Raw genomic sequence first — 24,213 nt, 5'->3', positions numbered from 1 at the left:
GCTCTGTGGGAATCCAACCGATTCAAACTTTTGTCGAAACGCTTTAGGCGGGCGCTCATGATCCGGGTCGATCGCAAGCTCAACTCAACGGACGTGCTGGACGCCCTGACAGACCTTTGCATCTTGTGTGGTCCGCTGGAATACATAAGATCCGACAATGGGCCGCTCGCCATTGTCGCTCGGATCAATGGCGCAACAAGGCTCGCTTTATTGCCCAAAAAAGTGCGGGACTGAATCGCAGCCGTTGGTGCTAAGACAGCCTATACCGACATACCCGTGATCCATCCATTCCAGGTATTTCTTAACTTTACTGCCGGCTTGTGTTTGATTTTTGCACGGTTTTTTAGGCTCGGTTCTCATGCAACCTGCGCGCCAGACAGCAGACAAGTCCGGACAGGGGGGGGCGTCCGGACTTGCTGCGTGGCCTGTGTTTGCCAGTAGTCTTTTTATTCTGCTCTTTCTTCCTCAATGCTATGTGTGAATTTATCCGCTAGGCGGCCTGCGAAATCTCGTGCGGATGCTCTGATCGCACCTGCTTTGTGTTCTCGATAGATCGCTTGCAGAAGGTCGCGAACTGCTTTTGCTCGTGGAGATGCCGTGTGACTTCTCCACCCCCCAGAAGCGTGCGCGCCGGAGTTCCGTTCAGCGACCCATCTGTGGTGTCCAGCGAGCCGAATAGGTCCTCAAGATCTGTCTTCTCTGGCTTCTCAAACCTGTCCTGGTGACCGGTCGTGGTCCCGATGAGCGTCGTGCCCGCGAATATGTTGGCCGTGTAGCTTCTGCCGCTTGAATCGTCGCCCTCACCAACCTTTGGATTGAATGAGTTAATCACGTTCGTGTTTTGGGTTTCGGCGGTCGTTTGGCTTATGAACCGACCATCATTCGTGATGCGGGCAACGCAATCGCCATCATAGCTGCTCTCGAAACTGGCATTGATAATCGTGATAGCGGGCATAGCCGCCCCTCCCCAGATGTTTTGAACCGGCTGCCGGGACGTTTGGCGAACGCCACAGTGGCTACCGAGCTGTATTCGAGGAACAGTATTTGCTAATTCACCTGGCGGTATGACTTCGCGTGCCGACGTGGTGCGAGCATCATCGGCGCGGAGGCTCTCGTGACTGCGAGAGGGATGTAACGTGAACGGGGTTCGATTGGACTCTCTATGCGGGAATTTGGGGCAAATATGGCGCTAAATCGGTTACGCTAGGGCCAGGAAATTAGCCAAGAATGACCAATTCGCTAATGATAGTCACAGGACCGATTTTGGCCTCGTACGGCTCAAAACGCATGTGGTTGGTGCGAAATTGGAAACGGTTGATCGGAACTGTACGTATTGTTGCGCCGAAGTGGGGTAATGGGAATCCGGACCGGTGTTCTCGTTAGTGAGAATCACTTATGGACATGGCCCACCGCCCGCCTTCACGCGTCATTTCTGCCGTGCTCAAGCCCATCTTCATCATGCTGTGCAGATCGCGGCGCTCGCTCAGTGTTAAGTGACAGTAATTCTATCCCAAATCTGTACCGGTATTCCGGTGTCGCACTTGGAGTTGAATTCTTGGGGGGGTGCCAAAAAACACCAGCCGGAGGTGCACATCAGAGATGAATTGTATTCTTTCTTCTGGATGACGATTTGCGGCATCCTAAAGGGCGCTGGCGTGATGGCCGTACCAGAGGACGTAGAGGCCAAGGCGGTCGCTGGGTTCAGGTCGTAAGGCCGAGGCCAGCAAGCAGATGTTGCAGCCGCTCCACCCTGACTGGGAACTCTGCGCGACCAAGCAGACAAACGATACGACAGCCATGACCACAATCCGAACCTGTCAGCATCGGGTTGTGATCAGGCTGTCGCATCGTCACGGTCGCATGGGTCTTGTCGGGCTACGCCCGCAACCGGTCACCCCATTCAGATCACGACGCGGATGTCGTCATCGACCAAAACCGTCGCGCCAGAATCCAGCGTGTAGACATCGAAGACGTCGTTCCCGTTGGTTTGGTTCCCCGCGGTCCTTGTTGCGTTTGACAGCGTCAGCGTGTCGTCCGCTCCGCCATAGACAGTCAAAGAGCCCGTGCCGTTGGTCAGCTCCATGATTTGGGCGTCTGACAGCACCAGATTAGACCCGTAAGAATAGTCCAGATCAAGCGCCAGGACATCAAATCCGTCCAAACCGGGATGCAGGATCGTGGAATCGTTGCCAGCATTGTCCTCAAGGACGACAAGCGTCGCGGCGCTATTCCCGGCATTGTCCTCGCTGACGACCACAAAATTGGTGCCATCCAAGATGGGTGTGCCGAAATCCAATTCCGTACCGAGATTCGGATCGCTAGATGCAGTCGTGTTGATTGCGCCAAGGGCCCCGGATGGCTGCAGCGTATAAATCGAATGGGCATCCTCGCCATTCCGCGTGCTGATCCCGGTAACCTCGTTGGATGTGAAGGTCAGGGAATTGACCCCTGGAGTGTCGACTTGCGTATCCACAAGGAAGCTCTCGGACAGGTTCGCGCTGTTTCCGGCGATGTCGGTGGCAGTAATTTGGACATTTGCGTTGTAAGTGCCGACTGGAACGGCGGCCTCGGGGAACGTGATTTCCCAATTGCCGGCAGAGTCGGCGACGGCGCTGAGCGTTGTCCCCGAGAACGACGCGGCAATCGTCGCGCCGGGCTCGCTTGTCCCAGAGAATGTCACCCCATCACTGCGTTCTTGCGCGTTTATCACGTCGTCAGCGGTCTGGAATTGTAATGCGGTCAGCGAGGTTTCAGTGTCCACTTTGACAACATCTGACAGTACTTGCGAGTTTCCAGCTGGGTCCGTTGCCGTAGCAGAGATCGGAATGTTGTAGGTTCCCGGTGCGATGCTATCCGTGGGGATGACCGCCGTCCAATTGCCGAGCGAATCGACAGTCGCGGCGATCTCGGTGCTTCCGAACTGAACCATCACAGTAGATCCAGGTTCGACGACACCAGACACGGTGACGCCCTGACCCTGCTCCGCGGAGTTCACAAACCCGTCGCCGGTCACCGCACCGATATCCGAGCGGAAATCGTCAACAACGGTATCAACACGTACGCTGTCGAACACAGTTTTCGTGTTGCCCTGGTCGTCGGAGATGGATGCCCGGATGGACAGGTCTTGCGTTCCGGTTGGCAAGTCGGAACGCGGCACCAGCACCGACCAGTCTCCAGAGGGAGATGCGGTCACGTTATAGCTTGCGGCTCCCACTGCGACGGCGACCGCAATTCCAGGTGTCGCAGTGCCGTGCACAACGACGCCGTCCGCGCGCTCCACGGCGTTGATCACATCGTCCGTTTCGATCGGGTCCGTCGATAGCGTGAGGTCGCCGGGATCGGTGTCAATGACCAGCGCCTCCACTGTCCTGGCGCTGTTTCCATGCGGGTCGGTTGTGACCAGGACCGCAGGGATCGTGGTCTCTCCGGTGGGAAGTTCATCGGGCGCAAAGGTTACCTGCCAGTTTCCCGCTGGGTCTACAGTGGTTTCGTGTGTTACGCCGTTCACCGTCACGGCCACCGTTGCTCCTGGCTCGCCGGTCCCGCTTAGGTCCACACCATTCTCATGTTCCACCGCGGAGATCACGTCGCCCGTCGCTTCAAACCCATCGGTCGGCGACGCGGTCGGAGCTGTTGTGTCGATGTCCAGGTTTGGTCCAAGCAGGTTGAACGCATTCCCATTTGGGTCGGTCGCGACCGCAGTCACGGTGTAGACGCCATCGCTGGGAAGATCGGCGAGATTGTAATTCGCGGACCAGTACCCGCTTGCATCCACCGTGGCCATCCTGACCTCGCCGCCGATGTCCACCTCAACCGTCGTGTTCGGCTCGCCAGTTCCTGTGATCTGCACGCCGCCTGTTGAATTTGAGCCGATGAACCGTGTCACGGCGGTGTCGTCAATCGTTGGTCGAGACACTTGCGGCGGGGACGATACAGGATCCGAGTCCCCGCCGTCACCGGCCAGAGCCAGTCCAGCGAGGCCAAGCCCCAGCGCGCCAGCTGCCAGAACGCCCACGCCAACTCCGCCGCCCTCGCCGCCAAACAACAAGGCGTGCTCATACGCGCCCTGATAGTAGTCAATGATCCGAACGGTTTCGCCGTTGTTTAGGACCAAGACGAGGTCATCGCCCACGCGTTCAAAGTCCTGAACCTCTTCGCGCGAAAACGAAAAGATGAAATCGGTTCTGTCCAGTGGCGCCCGAACCGTCGAACCCGCATCGATATAGACATCCACCGCCGATTCGCGGAGATTGTCATTGAAGTTATTCTGCCCAATAGCCATAATTGCCTCGCTTATTTTTTGCTTGAAGTTTCACGGGCAACCCCTTCAAGTCCAACAATTTTTCAGGTGATACCTAAGCGAGTTAATGCGGTGTAGCGCCTCCTGACTATCAGAGCGGGAGCATTTAGAGAGGCTTTTCTTTGCGAAGTTGTCGAAGTCGCAAATTGACTTCGCGAACCGACCCCAAGGCGCGTCATGTGTGTCGCGAGTCCGGTGCGTCATCACGCTGGAACGCTTCTTTTCCCTACCTCGAAGTAAGATACCGAGGTGGCCCTAAATTTCCGTGCATCCTGAAGTTCATTTAAGGTGGCTCATTTTATACTTGGGTCGTCACTCTTTCGGGCTCTGTTTTCGATTACATACTCATGGTCCGAAATAATTTCGCCATGGGCGGAATGCAGTTGCTCAACGTTGCAATGCCCCATCCATTTGCCGATGGCTGCCAGAGATTGTGGGCCTGTATCGAAAGCATTGAGATAGACGCATTCGTATTTCAGGCTCCGCCACAAGCGTTCGATTAGCCGGTTGTCAATCCAGCGGCCGCCCGAATGTCGGTTGAGATTCTGACCGGGGTTTCGGTTAACGCGTTGGTCTATTCCAAGCCGGTACACGGGCGGCCCCGAACGCTGTTCATGATCTCGGGGGGGCGGTCCAAGAAACCGCGCCGCCGCGGCGCCGCCTGACCCGCCATTAACTCGGTTGAACCTTGGCACAATCATCGGCACGTTGCGAAAAGCGCATCAGGGGCCGCGCGGCGTGTTGGGAGGCATGGGCATGCAGAACTCGCTATGAACAACAAAGTCGTGATCGCTGGCGGAGGAATTGGCGGGCTGGCCCTGGCGCTGACCTTCCACCAGATCGGCGTGCCCTGCCAGGTGATTGAGGCCTCTTCCCAAATGAAACCCATGGGCGTGGGCATTAACATACAACCCAATGCGGTGCGCGAGCTTTTTGATCTGGGGATCGGTGCAGAGGCGCTGGACCGCGTGGGGCTTGCGGCCCGGGAATGGGCGCTGGTGGGGCTGAACGGTCGCGAGGTTTACGCCGAGGCGCGCGGGCTTGAGGCGGGATACAAGTGGCCGCAATATGCCGCGCATCGCGGGGCGCTTCACATGCTGCTTTACCAAGAGGTCATCGCACGGTTGGGCGGGGATGCGGTGCGGCTTGGCGCCAAGGTTACGGGATACGAGACCAGCGGCGATCACGTGGTGGTGCATTTGGACGGTGGAGCAAGCCTGCAGGCCCCGATCCTGATCGGAGCGGATGGCATTCATTCCGTTGTGCGCGCCCAGATGCATCCGCAGCAGCCGCCCATCCACTGGGGCGGGATGCTGATGTGGCGCGGCACCGTGCGCGCCAAGCCGTGGCGCACGGGATCCTCGTTTGTGGGGCTCGGCAACCACCGCCACCGCGTGGTGATGTACCCAATCTCGGCGCCGGATGCAGAGGGTTACGCGCTGGTGAATTGGATCGCCGAGGTCACGGTCGACAGCGCCGAGGGGTGGCAGCAGGAGGGCTGGTTCCGCCCGGTGTCGCTGGACCGGTTCATCCACCACTTCGAGGATTTCCGTTATGATTGGCTGGATGTGCCCGCGATGCTGCAGGAGGCCGATTGCACCTTTGAAAACCCGATGATCGACCGTGACCCGGTCCCGACCTGGGTGGACGGGCGCGTGGCGCTGCTGGGAGATGCCGCACATGCGATGTTCCCCACAGGGTCAAATGGCGCGAGCCAGGCGATTGTGGATGCCCGCGTTCTGGGCGCGAAGATGCTGGCGCACGGGGTGTCGCCCGCGGCCTTGCGCGCCTATGACGCGCAGCTCTGCGGTCCGGTGTCTGAGCTTGTGCTGCGCAACCGCGGCGCGGGCCCGTTCGGCCTGCTGAACGTCCTGGACGAGCGCTGCGGCGGCGTCTTCGACGACATTGACGCGGTCATTCCCGCCGCGGAACGCCAGGCCTACATGGCCAAATACAAGGCCGCAGCTGGCTTCGCGGTCGAGGCGCTCAACGCCGCGCCGCCAACGATCGCCCACGGCTCCAAGGTAAAGGAAAGCGCGTGAGAACCTACAAGATTGCGGCCATACCCGCTGATGGTATCGGGCCAGAGGTCATCGCCGCGGGCCTGCAAGCCTTGCAGGCACTGGCCAGGCGCGACGGCGGATTTGCGCTGGAGGTCACGCAGTTCGATTGGGGCTCGGACCGCTACAAGCGCACGGGCGCGCTGATGCCCGAGGACGGGACCGAGACGCTCAAGGCCTATGACGCGATCCTTTTTGGTGCGGTGGGCGCGCCGGATGTGGCCGATCACCTGACGCTTTGGGGCCTCAGGCTGCCGATCTGCCAGGGGTTTGACCAATATGCCAACGTGCGCCCAACGCGGATCCTGCCGGGCATCCAGGCGCCCCTGGCGGGGGTGGGCCCCGGTGACCTTGATTGGGTGATCGTGCGCGAGAACTCTGAGGGCGAGTATGCCGGCATGGGCGGGCGCGCCCATCGCGGCCTACCCGAGGAGGTCGCCACCGAGGTCGCCGTCTTCACCCGCGCGGGCGTGAGCCGCATCATGCGCTACGCGTTCAAGCTGGCGCAGTCGCGCCCGCGAAAGCTTTTGACCGTGGTGACAAAGTCAAATGCCCAAAGGCATGGCATGGTCATGTGGGACGAGATCGCCGCGGAGGTATCCGCCGAGTTCCCCGACGTGACCTGGGACAAGATGCTGGTCGACGCGATGACGGTGCGCATGGTGAAAGAGCCGCGCAGCCTGGACACAATCGTGGCGACCAACCTGCACGCGGACATCCTGTCGGATCTTGCGGGCGCGCTGGCGGGCTCTTTGGGCGTGGCGCCCACCGCGAATATCGACCCAGAGCGGCGCTACCCTTCGATGTTCGAGCCGATCCACGGCTCGGCGTTCGACATCACCGGCAAAGGCATCGCCAACCCGGTGGCGACTTTTTGGACCGCCGCGCAGATGCTGGAACATCTTGGCGAGACGGCGGCCGCCTCGCGCATGATGCGGGCCGTCGAGCGAACATGCGCCGCGGGAACGGTGACGCCTGATGTGGGGGGGACCGCCACGACCCAAGACGTCACCGATGCGGTTTGTCGCGCGATCCGGGGTGAAAATATCTAGCCATCGACGGCTCGCCGCTCACGACCGGGGGCGGGCAATCCTGGGCCGCCAAAAATGTTTCGGCCCGGTTGCGATGCCCCACGAAGCAGTCGATACAACTTACAGTCAGAAATCGGCCGGCAGAAGGCACGCGGGAGGGACACCACATATGGAACTCAAGGGCAACGGAGCACTCATAACAGGCGGCGGCAGCGGGCTTGGCGCGGCGACCGCGCGGCACTTCGCAGAAATGGGCGCGCGCGTTGCCGTCCTTGACCTAGACCAAGAGGCGGCCCAGCGGGTCGCAGGCGAGATCGGCGGGATTGCCGTCGGAGTGGATGTCAGCGACGCGGCGGCCGTCGAGACCGCCATAGCGGAGGCCGAGGCCGCTTTGGGGCAGGCCCCGCGCGTGGCCGTGAACTGTGCGGGGATCGGGCTGGCCGCGCGGATCGTGGGGCGGGACGGCACCCCGTCATTCGATCTCTTCGAGAGAACTCTCAGGATCAACCTGTTCGGCAGCTACTATGTTATGACCCATGCCGCGCGACGGATGATGACCCTGGAGCCAGACGCTGGCGGAGAGCGCGGAGTCATAATCAACACCGCCTCTATCGCCTGGCAGGATGGCCAGCTTGGGCAGTCGGCCTATGCTGCCTCGAAAGGGGCGATCGCCTCCATGTCGCTGCCCGCCGCCCGCGAGTTCGCCCGCGCGGGCATCCGCGTGGTTGCGATTGCGCCGGGCTTGTTCAACACGCCGATGATGGAGGGCCTGCCCGAGGAGGTCTCCGCCAAGATTGCCGCCGACGTGCCGTTCCCGCCGCGGCTGGGCGCGCCGGAGGAATATGCCTTGATGGCCAGCCAGATCGTGGCGAACCGGTATCTGAACGGGACCACGCTGCGCCTGGATGGCGCGGTGAGGCTGCCGCCCAAATAGGCCTTTGCGTAGCTCCGGGATTGGCTTGGAGCGGGCGTTAGACTCCCGCCCCGTGCTTGACCCGGGGCCTCCGCCTTGAACCAAGCGCAACACGGGCTGCGGCCGACCTGGAGGTCGCCTGCGCAACATCGCCACCTGGCGCGCGCTCTCTACAACCGCAGTTGTTTCATTGGTTTGCAGCGTCGCAAAAGCGGCCTCCTGGGGGAGGTCGGCCGCTGCCCGAGGCAAGCTCGGGCGGTTGCATTGCTTGGGTTCCGCTGCACCTGGGGTCGGCAAGCGTGGTTAAGGCAATGCGCGTGTTCGCAACGACCGCTCCAGATCACAGGTATCGCACAGCCCCTATTGACGTTCGAATAGGTCTCAGACGAACCTGGCTCGATGGAGGAATTCGACTACGTCATCGTCGGCGCGGGCTCGGCGGGTTGCGTGCTGGCTGCCCGCTTGGTCGAGCGCACGCGCCACAGCGTCTGCCTGATCGAGGCCGGCCCGGCGGACTGGCACCCCATGATCCATCTGCCCGTCGGCTGGATGAAGCTGATGCGCAACGCGCGGTTCAACTGGATGTACGAGGCGGAGCCGTCGGACTGGACCGGCGGGCGCCGCATTCCGGTGCCGCGAGGCAAGACGCTGGGCGGATCGTCCGCGATCAACGGCAATGTCTTCAACCGTGGTGCGCCGTCGGACTTTGACCACTGGGCGCAGCTTGGCAATCCGGGCTGGGACTACGCCAGCGTGCTGCCGAGCTTTCGCGATCTTGAGACCTGGCTCGGCCCCGACCAGGACGGCGCGCGTGGGCGCGGCGGGCCGCTGGCGGTGACGCCGACCGACTGGACGCATCCCATTTGTGAGGCCTTCCTGGACGGCGCTGAGACGCTCGGCATCCCGCGCAACCCTGATTACAACGCCGGGGCGCAGTTCGGCGCGGCCTATTCGCAGCGCACAATCGCCGCGGGGCGCAGGCAGAGCGCGGCAAGGGCCTTTCTGCAGCCCAACCTGAAGAACCCCAATTTGCGCGTGCTGACCAAATCCCACGCCACCGAGATCAGCTTTGAGGGCAAGACCGCAACCGGTGTGCTTGTGCGCCGCGGCGGGAGATCGTTCGAGGTCAAGGCCAGGCGCGAGGTCATCCTTGCGGGCGGGGTGATCAACTCGCCTCAGCTCTTGCAGCTCTCCGGTATAGGCGACCCGGCGCATCTGGGCCGCATTGGAGTGGCCCTGCGGCACGCGCTGCCCGGTGTCGGACAAAACCTGCGCGACCATTATACGCCGCGTTTCACGGCGAGGGTGAAGGGCACGCAGACCTTCAACGAGCGCACGCGGGGCATGGCATTCGCGGGCGAGGTCGCCAAATGGCTGGCCGGGCGCCCCTCGGTTCTGAGCTTGCCGTCCACGGTCTGCTACGCCTTCGCCAAATCCAACCCGGTGCTCGACGAGAGCGATCTGCAGATCACCTTCATGCCCGCGAGCTACAAGGAGGGCAATCAGAGCCAGCTGGACGACCTTCCGGGCATGACCCTGGCCGCCTGGCAGCAGCGCCCCGAAAGCACCGGCACGGTGCTGGCGCGCTCCTCGGACCCGTTCGAGAAACCGCAGATACAGCCCAATTACTTAAGCGCACCCGAGGACCGCCGTGTCCTGCTCGCGGGGCTTCGCCTGGCGCGGCAGCTGATGCGCACCCCGCCGATGCAGCCCTTTTTTGCGGGCGAGATCTATCCCGGCGACGCGATGCAATCGGATGAAGAGCTGCTGCAGACCGCAGTGGAACGCGGCACCACGACGTTCCACATGATCGGCACCTGCCGCATGGGGCCGCGCGCGCAGGAGGGTTCGGTCGTGGATCACCAGTTGCGCGTGCATGGGCTGCGGAATTTGCGGGTCGTGGACGCCTCGATTATGCCCACCATGCCCGCCGCGAACACGAACGCGGCGGCGTTGCTGATCGGCGAGATGGGGGCCTCGTTTCTGACCTGACGGCCCCGCTACCAAGCTTAGGGTATTGGCACATCCGTCACGTATTTTGGTACCTGATAGCCGCGCTGCACGGCGGGGCGCTCGGCAATGCGAAGGTACCAGTCGCGCACGTTCGGGAAATCGCCCAGGTCGATCTCCTGCCACTCAAAGCGCGAGACCCAGGGCCAGCAGGCCATATCCGTGATGGAATAAGCGCCCCGATCTTCGCCAATCATGTAGTCGCGCCCGGCCAGCCGCCGATCCAGCACGCCATAGAGCCGCCGCGCCTCCTTGGAATAGCGCTCCTCGGCATAGGCGGACTTGCCCGCGTTGTATTTCACGAAGTGATGCACCTGGCCCAGCATCGGCCCGAGCCCGCCCATCTGCCACATAAGCCACTCGATTGCGGCCCAGCGGTCCTTGCCTTTGGGCAAGAAGCGGTCATGTTTCTCGGCCAGATACAGCATGATCGCGCCGGTCTCCATCATCTGCACGCCCGTGTCGTGGTCGACGATCGCGGGGATGCGATTGTTGGGGGCGATCTTGAGGAAGTCCGGGGCGAACTGCGCGTCCTTGGTGATGTCGACGGCATGGGCGGTGTAGTCGGCGCCCAGCTCCTCGAGCAGGATCGAGACCTTGCGGCCATTAGGGGTGGTCCAGGTGTAGAGATCGATCATGCTGTGCTCGCGGTTTGAGTGCGTTGGCAGAACAGTAGCGGGGCCGGGAGGGAAGCTCAATTTCTTCGGGGGCATTTAGAGCGAAAGATCAATCTTGGCCCGAAGCGTGCATTGGCGCGCCGCAATTTTCTTGCAAGAAAATTGCGAAACTCTTGCAAGAGTTTCTTCGGCGCGACCCGAAATGCTGGCTCTATCGCAACGTCTTACCAACGCGCGGGCCCACTTTCCTTGCAAGGAAAGTGCAAATCTCTTGCAAGAGATTTGGCAGGCCCAAAGGCCCACTCCAGGCTTAAAGTGACGATCTATGCGAGATGTCCTCAAGCATTTGCACGTAAAGCATTGACGGGCTTGGCGGTTTAAGCGTGTCTAGGCGGGATCGTGTTAGGGAGGATAGACATGAGCAAAGCCATCCGGGGGATCTATGCCGCCGCTGTATCGCCATTCGGCGAAGATGGCGCGTTGGACGCCGATAAGCTGATTGCCTACTGCAAACACCTTGTGACCGACGGAGGCTGTGACGGCGTGGCGCCGACCGGCACGACAGGCGAGGGCAACTCGATTGGCTACCGCGATCGCATGGCCTTGCCGGGGGCGTTCGCCGAGACGGGGTTCGACCCGAACCGCGTGATCTTTGGCACCGGGTCCTGCGCGACCTCGGATGCGGTTGATCTGACCTCGGCGGCGGTCGCGGCTGGGTTCTGCAACGTGCTGGTCCTGCCACCCTTCTATTAAAAGAACCCAAGCGACGAGGGGCTCTATGCCTATTTCTCGCGGCTGATCGAGGCGGTCGGAGATGACCGACTGCGGGTTTATCTCTACCACTTCCCGCAGGTCTCGATGACCCCGATCCCGGTGGATGTGGTGGTGCGGTTGAAACAGGCGTTTGGCCCGGTGGTTGCGGGGCTGAAGGATTCCAGTGGCGACATGTCCCAGGCGCTGGCCTTCGCGGATGCAACCGGCGGTGTTGAGGGCGGTTTTGACGTCTATCCCTCCAGCGAGGCGTTGCTCTTTGAGGGGCTGGCCGGTGGCTGCGCGGGCTTGATCTCGGGCTCGACCAACGCGTTCGGGGCGCTGGCGCAGGCGGGCAGGGCGGCAGGCCCGGACAGCGCCGCGTTCGCCAAGGTCAAGGCGGCGCGCGTGGTGGCGTCGAAATACCCGCTTATGGCCGCGATGAAGCAGGTGGAGGCCTGGCGCAGCGGCGACGCGACCTGGACGCGCATGGCGCCGCCTTTGGTGCCGCTGAGCGACGCGCAGAAGGCCGAGCTTGAGGCCGACATCGCGCAATTGCACGGTATTGCTCCTTAGGGCTGGGCTGAAACACATGAGAGCCGCGCCCCGGCAGAGCCCGGCGCGGCTTGCGTACCAGCGCTGCGACATTGCGGATGCGGGCACTCTTTCGGGGGCGGCAGACGACACCGTCCTTCGCGTCAGGAAGCCACCCATCCCGGAATACGCTGACTCCTTTGGGAGCACCACGCGCTGCGCGCAACCTTCCAGTCGCGCGAGAAAGCGCCACCCGCCGGGTGAGACCACGGCAAGGCCCATGACGGCAATGCGCCTTGGTTTTCTGTCAGGATGCGGAGCGGGGGATCGTTCCGGCGCCTACAGCTGCTCGACGGTGACGCGGTCGGTGTAGAAGGCCAGGTGGTCCTTGATCGCCGCGACGGCGTCCTTGGGGTCTTCATAGCTCCAGGCGGCGTCGGTGAGCGGGCCGGATTTTCCCTCGATGGTGAAATAGCTCGCGTCGCCCTTATGCGGGCAGTGGCTGGTCTTTTCGGTCTGGTCCAGGAAGGCCATGGCGATGTCGCCGCGGGGGAAGTAGATCACTGGCGGATAGCTGCCCTCGGTCAGCTCCAGCGCGTTCTGGCTCTCGCCCAGAACGGCGCCCGCGGCGCGCACGACCCAGGTGCCCGGCGCCTGTCGGATGTTAATGTGATCGGCCATTCTGCTCTCCCCCTTTATTGAATAGGGACGACCCTAGCAGGACATATGCGTCAATCCTATGTCAAATCGGCGCGGTGGCCCTGTCGAGCCACGCCTTGGTCTCGGGGCTGACGCGGCCAGAGACTTTCGCTTTGACCTCAGCATGATAGTCGTTGACCCACGCGCGTTCCTCCGCGCTCAGAGCCCCCGTGTCGATCAAGCTGCGGTCAATCGGCACCCAGGTGATGGTCTCAAAGTCGAACATCTCCCGTTTCGGATCTCCGCCCGGCAGGGCGGGTGCCTCCTGCACCACAATCAGGTTCTCGATGCGGATGCCAAAAGCGCCCTCTCGGTAATAGCCGGGCTCGTTGGATAGGATCATGCCGGGCTCCAGCGGCACCTGCGAGATCTTGGAGAGCCGCGCGGGCCCCTCATGGACGCAAAGGTAGACCCCTACGCCGTGCCCGGTGCCGTGGTCGTAATCCAGCCCGGCCTTCCACAAGGGGAAGCGCGCCAGGGCGTCCAGGTCGCGCCCGGCCAGCCCGCGCGGCCAGCGCAGCATCGAGATCGCGATCATCCCCTGCAGCACGCGGGTGAAGCACTGCACATGCTCTGGCTTTGGCGTGCCGATGGCCATGGTGCGGGTGATATCGGTGGTGCCGTCCTGGTATTGCCCGCCGCTGTCGACCAGCAGCAGCTCGCCGGTCGTGACGGGGAGGTTGGAGGCGTGCGAGACGCGGTAATGCGGCAGGGCGGCGTTCGGCCCGACCGCAGAGATCGTGTCGAAGGAGATGTCCTTGAGCGCGTTGGTGGCGCGCCGGAAGCCCTCTAGCTTCTGCGCCACCGAGATCTCGGTCAGCTGGCCTTTGGGGGCCTCAACGTCCAGCCAGGCGAGAAACTCGCACATGGCGGCGGCGTCGCGCAGATGCGCCGTGCGGGTCGCGTTGATCTCGGCCTCGGTCTTGCAGGCCTTGGGCAGGATGCACGGGTCGCGATCATAAACAATCGCCACCTCGGCCTGTTCCAGGACGCGCGTGACCGCGAGCGGCGCGCTGTCCTTGTCAACGCGGACCGGGCCTGTCAGGCCCGCAAGCGCGGCCTCGAACGCGTCCCAACCGCGCAGGGTGATCGCGGGATCCGGCCCGAGCCCGGCGAACTTGGCGGGGTCCGAGAACAGCTCGACCCGCCCGTCATCGTGGAGGATCGCGAAGGCATGGGTGATCGGGTTGCGGGGGATGTCCTGCCCGCGGATGTTAAGCAGCCAGCAGATCGAGTCCGGCAAGGTGAGGATCGCGGCCCTTTGGGCCGCCGCCCGCAAAGCCTCAGCGATCTCGGCGCGCTTGGTCTCGTCGCCTTTGCCGGCGAATTCCTTGGGGAACTGGGTGACCGGCTCGGCGGGGCGCGGCGGTTGATCGGGCCAGATGCGGTCCACCAGGTTGCCAGTTTCCTTCAGCGCAATGCCGGTGCCCGAAAGGCGCGTCTGAAGCGTCTCGATTTCGCCCAATGTATGCAGCCAGGGGTCAAGCGCGACCGTGCCGCCATCGGGGAGCTGCTCCACAAGCCAATCGCCCAGCTTCACCTCGGGCCAGTCCACCGGAGTGAAGACATCCGCGGTCTGGTCCTTGACCTGCACCCGGTAGCGCCCGTCGACGAAGACGCCCGCGATGTCCCGCAGCGCCGCGCAGAACCCCGCCGAGCCGCTGAACCCGGTCAGCCAGGCCAGGCGGTCATCGCAGGGCGCCACGTATTCGCCCTGATGCGCGTCCGCGCGGGGCACGAGGAACCCATCGAGCCCTTCCTTGGCCAACTCGGCGCGCAGCGCGGCCAGGCGCGGCGGGCCTTGCTCGGGGGAGGTGGGGGCGTCGAAGGACTGGAACATGGGGCGACTCCTTTTTTGCCAGATTGGCGCTGTTGCTACGGGGTTTCCAGGGGGAGTTGTTAAAAGGAGTGCGCTTTGCGCACGCTTTATGAGCCCTTGCGCGCCTTTGGCGCGACATCGGGCGATTGGCGCCCGGCCAAGACGTTAGCGCGCCACGATCAGCACCACACCCAGCACCACCAGCAGCGAGAACGCCCATTGGCGCGGTCGGATGACTTCCGTCCGGAAGAACAACGCCCCGAACACCAACGTCCAAAGCGGCGCAGTGGTGGCCAGCGGCGCGGCGATTGTGACAGCGCTGAGGTTGATCGCCAGAAGCAACGCTAGAATCCCCAGCCCGTTTATGATGCCATTGACCGCAAACAGCGCGATGCCCCGCGGAGTTGCCCGTGCCTCAGGTGCCCGCCGTCCGATCAGCCGCAGCGAGACCACCGCGGAAGAGACCGAAACCATCACGAGTGTGGCGAAGAACGGGCTTGGCACCTCCAACATGCCGAATTTCGTGATGGGCTGGGTCAGGCCTCGCGCCGCCGAGGCCCCGACCGGGATCAGCAGGGCGAGGAGTGACCAGTCTCGGCTGCTTGGCGCGCCCGCCGATAAGGCCGACAGCATCAGCCCCAAGACGACGACCGACATACCAAGCGCGATCTGCACACTCATCGCCTCGCCCAGAAAGAGCACTGCTGGAAGTGCCGCAAAAAATGGCGCGACCGACCCCATCGCGGATGTCAGGGTGGGGCCAACCTTGGCCACGCCCAGGATCTGTAGCGTTTGGCTGAGCGCCGGGAACATGAGCCCGCAGAGCGCGAAAATCCAGACCGCACGGGAGCTCCACCAAGCCGGATCCACCAGGAACGGCGCCAGGACCCATGAGAGCGCTGCCATGCTTGCTAGGCTGACGAAAGTGCCGATGCGAATATCCGCGCCGACCAAGGCCGCCCGCTGAATATGCGCGGTCAAGCCAAAGCATGCCCCCGCAAAGAGCGCCAGCGCGGCGGGCAGCAGCATCCTATCCGGCCCGCTTCATCCCCATCACGCGCGCCCGCGCGCGCGGGTCAGTGTCAAAGAGCGCGGCCAGCTGCTCGGTGATGGCACCGGCAAGCTGCTCGACATCGGTGATCGTCACGGCACGGTCATAATACCGCGTCACGTCATGGCCGATGCCGATGGCCAAGAGCTCCACCTGCTTGCGCTTTTCGACCATGCCGATCACGTCGCGCAGGTGCTTTTCCAGGTAGTTCGCGGGGTTCACGCTGAGCGTGGAATCGTCCACCGGCGCGCCGTCCGAGATCACCATCAGAATCTTGCGCGCCTCAGGCCGCCCGATCATGCGCCGATGCGCCCACTCCAGCGCCTCACCGTCGATGTTTTCCTTCAGCAGGCCCTCTTTCATCATCAGGCCCAGATTGTCGCGCGAGCGCCGCCACGGCGCGTCCGCCGCCTTATAGATGATGTGGCGCAGATCGTTCAGGCGGCCTGGCGTCTGCGGGCGGCCCTCGGCCAGCCAGGCCTCGCGGGATAGCCCGCCCTTCCAGGCGCGGGTGGTGAAGCCTAGGATCTCGACCTTGACCTGGCAGCGCTCCAGGGTGCGCGCCAGCACGTCGGCGCAGATCGCGGCGATGCTGATCGGGCGCCCGCGCATCGAGCCCGAGTTATCCAGCAGCAAAGTCACGCAGGTGTCGCGGAACTCTGTGTCCTTCTCGATCTTAAAGCTTAACGGCGTGGTGGGGTTGGCCACAACGCGCGCGAGGCGGCCGGCATCCAGGATGCCTTCCTCGAGATCAAACAGCCAAGAGCGGTTCTGCTGCGCCTGCAGGCGCCGCTGCAGCTTGTTGGCCAGCCGCGACACGGCGCCTTTTAGGGGCTCAAGCTGCTGGTCGAGATAGGCGCGTAGGCGCTCAAGCTCCTGCGGCTCGGCCAGGTCCTCGGCCTTGATCTCTTCGTCATTGTCGGTCTGGTAGACGGCATAGTCGGGATCGGCCTCGGAATGCGGGGCAGGGGGCGGCGGCTCCAACGGCATGTCGCCCTCGGGCATCTCCGCCTCGTCGGCCATCTCGGCATCGGCCATGTCGTCCAGAGTGACCGAGGCCTCCTGCGCGTCCTGGGTGTCTTCCTGGGCGTCCTCGGGGTTCGCGTCGCTGTCCTCTTGGCTGTCGTCTTCCTCGTTGCCGGTGCTGTCCTGCTCGTCGTCTTCCTCCTCGGAGGCCTCGTCCTGGCTCTCGTCGTCGAACTCGTCGGGGTCGTCGCCCAGCTGGTCGCCATAGCCCAAATCGTCGATCATCTGGCGGGCGAATTTTGCGAAGGTCGCCTGGTCTTCCAGCACCGCGTCCAGGTCATCCAGCGTCTCGCCGCAATTGCCCTCGATGAACTCGCGCCAGAGATCCAGCACGTGCTCGGCGTCCTTGGGCAGGTCGCGCCCGGTGGCCAGGTGGCGCACCAGATAGCCCGCGGCCACAGGCAGCGGCGCCTCGGACATGTTGGTGAGCGCGGAGTAGCCCTTGCGGCTGGCCTCGTTCTCGATCTTGGCGTCGATGTTAGAGGCGGTGCCGGGCATGGCGCGGGCGCCCACGGCCTCGCAGCGGGCGGTCTCCATCGCCTCGTAGATGTCGCGGGCCATCTGCCCCTGCGGGGCATAGCGCGCCGAGGTGGAGGGATCGTGAAAGCGCATCCGCATGGCGTAGGCATCCGCCGTGCCGCGCGCCAGCAGCACCTCCTCGCGGGTCATGCGGCGCGAGACCTGCGGCAGGCGCATCTGCTCCTGTGAGAGCCCCGGAGGGTCCACGGTGAAGCTTACATTCAACTCGGGCTCGTCGGCCAAGACCCGGGTCGCCTCGGCAAGCGCCTTCTTGAACGGGTCGGCAGGGTTGTCGGTTGGTTTCGCCATGAACGGGATCCTCTTGCGTGCCCGTTATCTAGCGGCGCGGCGCGAGAATCCAGAGGGAAAAACGGCCGCCCAAGTGATTGCGGCCCCGCCAATCGGCGTCAGTTCCTTGGCTTGGCGGATGGGCTATCCCGCCCGCTGCAGCAGCAGCGCCAGCGCGCTGTCGATGATCGTGCCGACCGAGACCGGGCGGTCGCCCAGGGCGGCCTTCGAAGAAATCACCGAGACCAGCCGCGGGCGCGACCCGCCCTGCACGGCGAACACAGGGGCCCCGGAGGCGCCAAAATCCACCTCGCAGTTCATCACCAGCACGTCGCCCTTCTTGGCCAGCACGTCACAGGGGTGCTGCCAGAGCGGCGTGTCGCGGCGCAGATGGGTGTAAGAGATCACGCCCAGCGCGTCGCCCTTCTCGGGGCGCGCATCGGTCGCGAAGGGTTGAATCTCGGCGCCGCTGATCGGGCTGTCGAGCTTCAGGATTGCGATATCCACGCTGGGGTCGTTCGCGCCGCCGTGGTTGTGCCGGTAGCTGGGATGCTCCACGGCCTTGATCACCGAGCGCGCGGCCTTGGCGTTGCCGCCGGTCAGCCCCGCCTCAAAGCGGATCTTGCGGGGGCGCACGCTGCGCCCGCTATAGGGATCGTAAAGGCAATGCGCGGCTGTCAGCACAAGGTCGGGGGCGATCAAGGCGCCGGTGCACATCGCGCGGTTGGCGATGGTCAGTTTGCCCACGGCCTCCCAGCCTGTGACGTTGGATCGTTCCGGTGTCCGGTCTTGCGCCAGAGCTCCGGTCGGCAGCGCGAGGCTCGCGCAAGTCGCTGCCATTAATAGTATCTTCCGCATCATTTCTCCAACACCCCGCTGTTGGATCAGATTTCTAAAGATACTGCGGCGGGATTAGGGTGCAATCGGGACGTGTGAGGGTAATATTGCGGTTTCATTGTGGCGGATAATCGAGAGCTCTTCGGCGCTTTGTGCCGCAAACTGAGATAATGGTTGCTTGGGGGGCAACAATATAAGTGGATCGGTCAAAATGTGGGTCTTATTGGCAGGGCGCTGAAGCGCTGCTTGTGGCCTCGGCGGATCTTGGTACGGCACAATTTTCTTGCAAGAAAATTGCGAAACTCTTGCAAGAGTTTCTTCAGCGCGACCCGAAAATGATGCCTTAATCGCACTCCCTTGCCGCTTGCGGGCCCACTTTCCTTGGAAGGAAAGTGCAAATCTCTTGCAAGAGATTTGGCCCAGCCAAGAACTCCAAGCGCGCCGCTTGGCCGGCACCCTGCCTTTACCGTACGCGCCGTTACCCGGCCAAAAGCGCTGCGTTGCCGCCAGCCGCGGTCGTGTCAATGCATAGGTGCCGCTCGTGCATAACATGTGCCAAGTCGGGCTGCCCGGTGATCAGCGGCACCAGCGGGCCGGGACGGTCTGCAAGGGCCTGGGCGTAGGCGCGTTCGTCCTCGCCCCAATAGATCACCGCAGCGTAGTCGCCCTTCACCAGATCATGCGGTTGGACCTCGGCCACCCGCGCGGCACCGCCCAAGCGGCGCACAGCGGCGGCCTGCCGGTCCATGGCGTCCTGACCGGGCCCGGCGCATAGGATCGGCCCGCGCGGTAGCAGCCCATATCGATTGGCCTCGCCGGTTGGACCCGGAAGCTCGCCGATCTGCGGCGCGTGGTCCGACGCCGCGCGGGCGGCAAGGCGCCGCAGATAGAGCGGCCCGCCCGCCTTGGGTCCGGTGCCAGAGAGCCCCTCGCCGCCGAAAGGCTGGCTGCCCACAACCGCGCCGATCTGGTTGCGGTTGACATAGACGTTACCCGCCGCGACGCCGTCGGCGATCTCCTGCACCCGGCTGTCGATGCGGGTGTGCAGCCCGAATGTCAGCCCGTAACCGGTGGCGTTCACCGCTGCGATCACGTCGTCGATGCCCTCGGCCGGGAAGGTCGCCATATGCAGCACCGGGCCGAAGATCTCGCGCTCCATCTGCGCGATCCCATCCACCGCGATCAGCGTTGGCGGCACGAAGAGCCCGTTCGGCGCCGACCCAATCGAGTGCATGACCTTGCCCGCCCGGCGCTTCTCGCGCACGTAGCCCGCGATCCCATCATAGGCCTCCTGGTCGATCACCGGGCCCACATCGGTGGCCAGATCCCAGGGGTCGCCCACGGTGAGCTGGTCCATCGCGCCCTTGATCATCTGGATCATCGGCTCGGCCACGTCCTCCTGCACGTAAAGGCAGCGCAGGGCAGAGCAGCGCTGCCCCGCGGATTGGAAGGCCGAGGCGACGATGTCGCGCACCGCCTGCTCGGGCAGGGCGGTGCTGTCCACTATCATCGCGTTCAGCCCGCCGGTCTCGGCGATCAGCGGCGCGCCAGGGGCAAGGTGCTGGGCCATGGCGCGCTGGATGATCTTGGCGGTCTCGGTGGAGCCGGTGAAGACCACGCCGTCAACGCGGCTGTCAGAGGTGATCGCGGCGCCCACGGTGCCGCCGTCCCCGGCGAGAAGCTGCAGCGCGTCCGCGGGCACCCCGGCCTCGTGCAGCAGGGCGGCGCCAAGGGCTGCGATCCTCGGGGTTTGCTCGGCGGGCTTGGCCAGCACCGCATTGCCCGCGGCCAGCGCGGCGGCGATCTGCCCGGTGAAGATCGCCAGCGGGAAGTTCCAGGGCGAGATGGCGGCAATGGTGCCCAGGGGTTCGGGGCGGATGCGCTCGGCCTCATCGGCATAAAAGCGCAGGAAGTCCACCGCCTCGCGCAGCTCACCCACCGCGTCGAGCCAGGTCTTGCCCGCCTCCCGCGCCAGGGTGGCGAAGATCTCCCCGAAGTTTGCCTCATAAAGATCCGCGGCGCGGCGCAGCGTTGCTGCGCGATCCTCGACGCTGGCATCCCAAGGCATCGCGGCGCCGCAGGCCCGCCGCACCTCTTCCGCCGTCGCAGGCTCTGGCGTCCTCGGCAGCTCGGCTTGGCGCGCGGCGTCGATTTGGCTTAGCGTCTGGGCATCCGTCAGGTCAAAGCCGGTGGAGTTGCGCCGCGCGCCGAAGATCGCCGAAGGGTGTCGCAAGCCCGCGGGCGCCGCGGCCGAGGTCGAGGCGTCAAACGGGTCCGCCGCGATCTCCTCTGGCGAGACCTCCTCATCCACGATCTGGTTCACGAAGGAGCTGTTCGCCCCGTTCTCCAGGAGCCGCCGCACGAGATAGGCCAAGAGGTCCTTATGCGCCCCCACCGGCGCGTAGATCCGGCAGCGCCCGCCCGCGTCGCGCAGCACGATGTCGTGCAGCCGCTCGCCCATGCCATGCAGGCGTTGGAATTCGAAATCCGCGCCGTCCTGCGCCATCTCCAGGATCGCGGCCACGGTATGCGCGTTATGCGTGGCGAATTGCGGATAGATCCGGTCCCCCATCCCCAGCAGCCGATGCGCCAGGGCGACATAGCTTACATCCGTCGCCGCCTTGGCGGTAAAGAGCGGGAAGCCGGGATGCCCCTCGACCTGCGCAAGCTTCATCTCGGTGTCCCAATACGCGCCCTTCACCAGGCGCAGCATCACGCGGCGGTCAAGCCGCGTCGCCGTCCCGTAGAGCCAGTCGATCACCTGCCCGGCGCGCTTGCCATAGGCCTGCACCACCACGCCGAACCCGTCCCAGCCCGCGAGGCTCTCATCGGCGAGCACGGCCTCGATCACCTTCAGCGACAGGACCAGGCGGTCCTGTTCCTCGGCGTCGATGTTCAGCCCCATATTCGCCGCACGGGCCTGCTGCGCCAGGCGCAGTACCACCGGCACCAATTCGGCCATAACGCGGGCCTCCTGCGCGACCTCATAGCGCGGATGCAGCGCCGAGAGCTTGATCGAGATGCCGGGGTTCTTGCGCACGTCACCGCCGTCGCAGGCAGAGGCGATCGCGGCGATCGCATCCGAATAGGACCGGGCGTAGCGCGCCGCATCGCCCGCGGTCATCGCCGCCTCGCCCAGCATGTCGTAGCTGTAGGTGAACCCCGCCTTCTCGTATTCACGCGCGTTGCGCAAAGCGGCGCGGATGTCCTCGCCCAGCACGAACTGCCGGCCCATCTCCTTCATCGCACGCCCCACCGCGGCGCGGATCACCGGCTCGCCCAGGCGCTTGATGGCGCCGCGCAGCACGCCCGCGATGCCGGGCTGCTCGTCATCCAGCACCCGCCCGGTCAGCATCAGCGCCCAGGTCGAAGCGTTCACCAGCGCCGAGGAAGCCTCGCCCATGTGCTTGCCCCAATCCGACGGCGCGATCTTATCCTCGATCAGCGCGTCGATGGTCTCGGCATCGGGCACCCGCAGCATCGCCTCGGCCAGGCACATCAGCGCCACGCCCTCGCGGCTGGACAGGCCGTATTCGCCCAGGAAATGCTCCATCAGGCTGGGGCGGGCCTCGGCGCGAATGCGGCGCACCAGCTCGGCGGCGCGGGTGGAGATCGCGGCTCGGGTCTCGGGCGTCAGCGCGGCCTGCGCGATGAGCCCCTCCAGCAGGGTCGCCTCGTCGGCGAATTTGGCATCGGTGGTGAAGGCTTCAAATGCCATGTGCTGCGTCTCCGGTTGCGTTGCGCGCGGTGTAGCGCATTTCGGGTGGTCGATGTGGCCGCATCGCGGTACTAACGTGGTCGAAATGGCTGAATATTTCCAGGAAATGGGACGAAGCGCGCATCATGGACCGGTATGATAGGAAGATCCTGCAAGAGCTGATCGCCGACGCGCGCCTGACCACCACCGAGCTGGCGCGGCGGGTGGGCCTGTCAAAGACGCCGGTCGCCGCGCGGGTCAAGGCGCTGGAACAGGCTGGGCTGATCACCGGCTACCGCGCGATGGTGTCGCCCGAGCGGCTTGGCCTGCCGCATGTCACCTTCGTCGAGGTCAGGCTGGACGACACGCGCGAGCGGGCGCTGGATGCCTTCAACGCGGCGGTGCGCAAGGTGCCCGAGATCGAGGAATGCTATATGATCGCGGGCGGGTTCGACTACCTGCTAAAGGTCCGCTCGCGCGATATCGCGGAATATCGGCTGGTGATGGGCGAGACGATTTCGACCCTGCCGCATGTCAGCGCAACCTCCAGCTACGTGGCGATGGAGGCGGTGGTGGAATCAAGCGCGGTGCCGATCGAGTAACGCGGCCGATTCTGGCGCCCGCCGCCCAGCCTTGGCCTGATGTCTCAGGTTCAAGGCCGGGCGCTAGGGGCGTCCGTGTCCATCCAGATCGTCACCGGCCCGTCATTGGTCAACGCTACTTTCATATCGGCGCCGAACTTGCCCTGTGCGGTCGCTATGCCCTGCGCGCGGATTTGGTCCGCGAAGTATTCATAGAGCGTCTCGCCCTCGGCGGGCGGCGCTGCGGTGGAAAAGCCCGGGCGGTTGCCGCGAGAGGTGTCCGCCGCCAGGGTGAACTGGCTGACCACCAACGCGCCGCCGCCGGTGTCCAAAAGCGAGCGGTTCATCTTGCCCGCCTCATCCTGGAAGATCCGCAGCTTGGCGATCTTGGCGCTCAGCTTGTCGGCCTCGGCCTCGGTATCGCCCTGCATGGCGCAGACCAGGATCAAGAGCCCCGGCCCGATCTCGCCCACTATGGCGCCGTCGACGCTGACCCGCGCCTCAGAGACCCGTTGTAGCAGGGCCCTCATAGCTCATGCGCCCATGGCGGGTTCGCCCCGGCGCGGCTGACGGTCACCGCGGCGGCGCGCGCGCCAAGGGTAAGGGCGTCGCGCAGCTCCTGCTCGGAAAGGCAGGCCACGGCGTTTTTGGTCAGCAGGTTGGCGCGCTTCAACGAGGCCAGAAGACCGGCGTTGAACGTGTCTCCGGCGCCGACCGTGTCCACGACCTCCACCGGCTCGGCGTCCACGAAGACGTTGAGATCCTTGGTGATCCCACGCGCACCGCGCGCGCCCTCGGTGACGCAGACCAGGCTCGCGCCGGCCTCGATGAGCTGTGCCGCATAGGCCTCCATCTCGTCGGGCCCGCCCAGCCAGGCCAGGTCCTCGTCCGAGAGCTTCACGATGTCGGACATCCCGATCATGCGGTTGATGCGGCCCCGAAAGCCCGCCTCGTCCGTGATAAAGCTTGGCCGGATATTGGGGTCGATCATGATGACCTTACCGGCCTCGGCCCCGGATTTCATCAGCGCCTCATAGGCCGCGGCGCAGGGCTCTGAGATCAGCGAGATGCAGCCAAAAACCAGGGCGTCGGCGTCGGCTGGGACCTTGGGCATGTCCTGGGGCGTGACCATGCGCATGGCGGTGTTCTCGTCATAGAACAGGTAGGTCGCCTGGCCCTCGACCAGCCGCACAAAGGCCAGCGTCGTTGGCCGCTCAGAGCGGATCGACAGATCGGTGCGGACCTTGGCGGCTTGCAGCGTCTCGACAAGCATCTCGCCGAAGAAGTCATTCGACAGCCCGCACACAAAAGAGCTTGGCGCGCCGAGGCGGCCAAGTGCAATGGCCGTGTTAAACACCGCGCCGCCGGGATAGGGCATAAAGGCGGGCTCGTCCGCCTTGGTTTCCCGTGGCAGCATGTCAATCAACGCTTCGCCGCAGCAGAGGATCATCGCAGAGTCCTTTGTAGTGTTTGCGCTAACG

17 protein-coding genes and 2 pseudogenes are annotated in these 24,213 nt (G+C 64.1%); 7 read left to right on the top strand and 12 right to left on the bottom strand.

The genetic code is table 11. The features are described 5' to 3' along the window. Positions 1 to 45: 45 nt before the first annotated feature. Positions 46 to 231 (top strand): annotated as a pseudogene (locus tag AIOL_RS25550) (hypothetical protein); the annotation flags it as partial. A 259-nt stretch (positions 232 to 490) separates the two neighbouring features. On the opposite strand, the gene AIOL_RS17080 reads toward AIOL_RS25550, so the two are convergent. The 3 genes from AIOL_RS17080 to AIOL_RS26335 all read right to left on the bottom strand — a co-directional run bounded on the left by AIOL_RS17080 (position 491) and on the right by AIOL_RS26335 (position 5,001). Beyond that, positions 491 to 955 (bottom strand): hypothetical protein, encoded by a 465-nt coding sequence (locus AIOL_RS17080; protein WP_049644096.1) that lies wholly within the window; start codon positions 953 to 955, stop codon positions 491 to 493. A 945-nt stretch (positions 956 to 1,900) separates the two neighbouring features. Further along, positions 1,901 to 4,282 carry an Ig-like domain-containing protein gene (locus tag AIOL_RS17070; RefSeq protein WP_049644094.1) on the bottom strand — a complete coding sequence of 794 codons (2,382 nt, stop codon included), beginning with the start codon at positions 4,280 to 4,282 and terminating at the stop codon, positions 1,901 to 1,903. A 311-nt stretch (positions 4,283 to 4,593) separates the two neighbouring features. Then, positions 4,594 to 5,001: an integrase core domain-containing protein gene (locus tag AIOL_RS26335; RefSeq protein WP_152912568.1), complete on the bottom strand. Its 408-nt coding sequence runs from the start codon at positions 4,999 to 5,001 to the stop codon at positions 4,594 to 4,596. 69 nt (positions 5,002 to 5,070) lie between these two features. On the opposite strand from AIOL_RS26335, the gene AIOL_RS17065 reads away from it, so the two are divergent. The 4 genes from AIOL_RS17065 (at position 5,071) to AIOL_RS17050 (ending at position 10,296) form a co-directional block, all read left to right on the top strand. Continuing rightward, complete coding sequence (locus AIOL_RS17065) at positions 5,071 to 6,342, top strand: flavin-dependent oxidoreductase (RefSeq protein ID WP_049644093.1); 1,272 nt, start codon at positions 5,071 to 5,073, stop codon at positions 6,340 to 6,342. Next, positions 6,339 to 7,412 carry a tartrate dehydrogenase gene (locus AIOL_RS17060; protein WP_049644092.1) on the top strand — a complete coding sequence of 358 codons (1,074 nt, stop codon included), beginning with the start codon at positions 6,339 to 6,341 and terminating at the stop codon, positions 7,410 to 7,412. Before AIOL_RS17065 ends, AIOL_RS17060 begins: the two co-directional genes overlap by 4 nt. Positions 7,413 to 7,560: 148 nt before the next feature. After that, positions 7,561 to 8,325: an SDR family NAD(P)-dependent oxidoreductase gene (locus AIOL_RS17055; RefSeq protein ID WP_049644091.1), complete on the top strand. Its 765-nt coding sequence runs from the start codon at positions 7,561 to 7,563 to the stop codon at positions 8,323 to 8,325. Positions 8,326 to 8,703: 378 nt separating this feature from the next. Continuing rightward, the gene (locus AIOL_RS17050) at positions 8,704 to 10,296 is read left to right on the top strand and encodes a GMC family oxidoreductase (protein WP_049644090.1); all 1,593 of its coding nucleotides are present in this window, start codon (positions 8,704 to 8,706) and stop codon (positions 10,294 to 10,296) included. Between the two features lie 17 nt (positions 10,297 to 10,313). On the opposite strand, the gene AIOL_RS17045 is transcribed toward AIOL_RS17050, so the two are convergent. Further along, the gene (locus AIOL_RS17045) at positions 10,314 to 10,952 is read right to left on the bottom strand and encodes a glutathione S-transferase family protein (RefSeq protein WP_049644089.1); all 639 of its coding nucleotides are present in this window, start codon (positions 10,950 to 10,952) and stop codon (positions 10,314 to 10,316) included. A gap of 396 nt (positions 10,953 to 11,348) precedes the next feature. Between AIOL_RS17045 and AIOL_RS25985 the strand changes: the two are divergent. Then, positions 11,349 to 12,257 (top strand): annotated as a pseudogene (locus AIOL_RS25985) (dihydrodipicolinate synthase family protein). Between the two features lie 297 nt (positions 12,258 to 12,554). Here AIOL_RS25985 and AIOL_RS17030 read toward each other — a convergent pair. From AIOL_RS17030 to AIOL_RS17005, 6 genes are all read right to left on the bottom strand, one after another. Next, entirely contained in the window at positions 12,555 to 12,896 is a 342-nt protein-coding gene (locus AIOL_RS17030; protein ID WP_049644086.1) for a DUF427 domain-containing protein, read from the bottom strand. A 61-nt stretch (positions 12,897 to 12,957) separates the two neighbouring features. Further along, a complete protein-coding gene (locus tag AIOL_RS17025; RefSeq protein ID WP_049644085.1) occupies positions 12,958 to 14,754 on the bottom strand; it encodes an aminopeptidase P family protein in 1,797 nt (598 codons plus the stop codon). Between the two features lie 144 nt (positions 14,755 to 14,898). Next, positions 14,899 to 15,762, bottom strand: a complete 864-nt coding sequence (locus AIOL_RS17020; protein ID WP_049644084.1) for a DMT family transporter — start codon at positions 15,760 to 15,762, stop codon at positions 14,899 to 14,901. Between the two features lies 1 nt (position 15,763). Further along, positions 15,764 to 17,638 (bottom strand): cobaltochelatase subunit CobT, encoded by a 1,875-nt coding sequence (gene cobT, locus AIOL_RS17015; RefSeq protein ID WP_049644083.1) that lies wholly within the window; start codon positions 17,636 to 17,638, stop codon positions 15,764 to 15,766. Positions 17,639 to 17,761: 123 nt separating this feature from the next. Continuing rightward, complete coding sequence (locus AIOL_RS17010) at positions 17,762 to 18,457, bottom strand: trypsin-like serine peptidase (RefSeq protein WP_235439059.1); 696 nt, start codon at positions 18,455 to 18,457, stop codon at positions 17,762 to 17,764. Between the two features lie 475 nt (positions 18,458 to 18,932). Then, positions 18,933 to 22,172, bottom strand: a complete 3,240-nt coding sequence (locus AIOL_RS17005) for an L-glutamate gamma-semialdehyde dehydrogenase (protein ID WP_049644082.1) — start codon at positions 22,170 to 22,172, stop codon at positions 18,933 to 18,935. 125 nt (positions 22,173 to 22,297) lie between these two features. Between AIOL_RS17005 and AIOL_RS17000 the strand changes: the two genes are divergently transcribed. Beyond that, positions 22,298 to 22,753 carry an Lrp/AsnC family transcriptional regulator gene (locus AIOL_RS17000; protein ID WP_049644081.1) on the top strand — a complete coding sequence of 152 codons (456 nt, stop codon included), beginning with the start codon at positions 22,298 to 22,300 and terminating at the stop codon, positions 22,751 to 22,753. A 50-nt stretch (positions 22,754 to 22,803) separates the two neighbouring features. Here the strand turns inward: AIOL_RS17000 and dtd are convergent, their stop codons facing one another. After that, positions 22,804 to 23,262 (bottom strand): D-aminoacyl-tRNA deacylase, encoded by a 459-nt coding sequence (gene dtd / locus AIOL_RS16995; RefSeq protein WP_049644080.1) that lies wholly within the window; start codon positions 23,260 to 23,262, stop codon positions 22,804 to 22,806. Beyond that, positions 23,259 to 24,182 carry a carbohydrate kinase family protein gene (locus AIOL_RS16990; protein ID WP_049644079.1) on the bottom strand — a complete coding sequence of 308 codons (924 nt, stop codon included), beginning with the start codon at positions 24,180 to 24,182 and terminating at the stop codon, positions 23,259 to 23,261. The genes dtd and AIOL_RS16990 overlap by 4 nt, the downstream gene beginning before the upstream one ends. Positions 24,183 to 24,213 lie beyond the last annotated feature (31 nt).

It is taken from the genome of Candidatus Rhodobacter oscarellae (genome assembly GCF_001078595.1).
Lineage (GTDB): Bacteria > Pseudomonadota > Alphaproteobacteria > Rhodobacterales > Rhodobacteraceae > Rhodobacter_B > Rhodobacter_B oscarellae.
Note: the sequence above shows the minus strand (reverse complement) of the source record. Positions and strands in the feature narration are given on the sequence as shown.

Bases quoted from the DNA above. Each gene is read 5' to 3' on its own strand.
- AIOL_RS17080 (WP_049644096.1), bottom strand. From the start codon at position 955: ATGCCCGCTATCACGATTATCAATGCCAGTTTCGAGAGCAGCTATGAT.
- AIOL_RS17070 (WP_049644094.1), bottom strand. From the start codon at position 4,282: ATGGCTATTGGGCAGAATAACTTCAATGACAATCTCCGCGAATCGGCG.
- AIOL_RS26335 (WP_152912568.1), bottom strand. From the start codon at position 5,001: ATGATTGTGCCAAGGTTCAACCGAGTTAATGGCGGGTCAGGCGGCGCC.
- AIOL_RS17065 (WP_049644093.1), top strand. From the start codon at position 5,071: ATGAACAACAAAGTCGTGATCGCTGGCGGAGGAATTGGCGGGCTGGCC.
- AIOL_RS17055 (WP_049644091.1), top strand. From the start codon at position 7,561: ATGGAACTCAAGGGCAACGGAGCACTCATAACAGGCGGCGGCAGCGGG.
- AIOL_RS17050 (WP_049644090.1), top strand. From the start codon at position 8,704: ATGGAGGAATTCGACTACGTCATCGTCGGCGCGGGCTCGGCGGGTTGC.
- AIOL_RS17045 (WP_049644089.1), bottom strand. From the start codon at position 10,952: ATGATCGATCTCTACACCTGGACCACCCCTAATGGCCGCAAGGTCTCG.
- AIOL_RS17030 (WP_049644086.1), bottom strand. From the start codon at position 12,896: ATGGCCGATCACATTAACATCCGACAGGCGCCGGGCACCTGGGTCGTG.
- AIOL_RS17025 (WP_049644085.1), bottom strand. From the start codon at position 14,754: ATGTTCCAGTCCTTCGACGCCCCCACCTCCCCCGAGCAAGGCCCGCCG.
- AIOL_RS17020 (WP_049644084.1), bottom strand. From the start codon at position 15,762: ATGCTGCTGCCCGCCGCGCTGGCGCTCTTTGCGGGGGCATGCTTTGGC.
- cobT (WP_049644083.1), bottom strand. From the start codon at position 17,638: ATGGCGAAACCAACCGACAACCCTGCCGACCCGTTCAAGAAGGCGCTT.
- AIOL_RS17010 (WP_235439059.1), bottom strand. From the start codon at position 18,457: ATGGCAGCGACTTGCGCGAGCCTCGCGCTGCCGACCGGAGCTCTGGCG.
- AIOL_RS17005 (WP_049644082.1), bottom strand. From the start codon at position 22,172: ATGGCATTTGAAGCCTTCACCACCGATGCCAAATTCGCCGACGAGGCG.
- AIOL_RS17000 (WP_049644081.1), top strand. From the start codon at position 22,298: ATGGACCGGTATGATAGGAAGATCCTGCAAGAGCTGATCGCCGACGCG.
- dtd (WP_049644080.1), bottom strand. From the start codon at position 23,262: ATGAGGGCCCTGCTACAACGGGTCTCTGAGGCGCGGGTCAGCGTCGAC.
- AIOL_RS16990 (WP_049644079.1), bottom strand. From the start codon at position 24,182: ATGATCCTCTGCTGCGGCGAAGCGTTGATTGACATGCTGCCACGGGAA.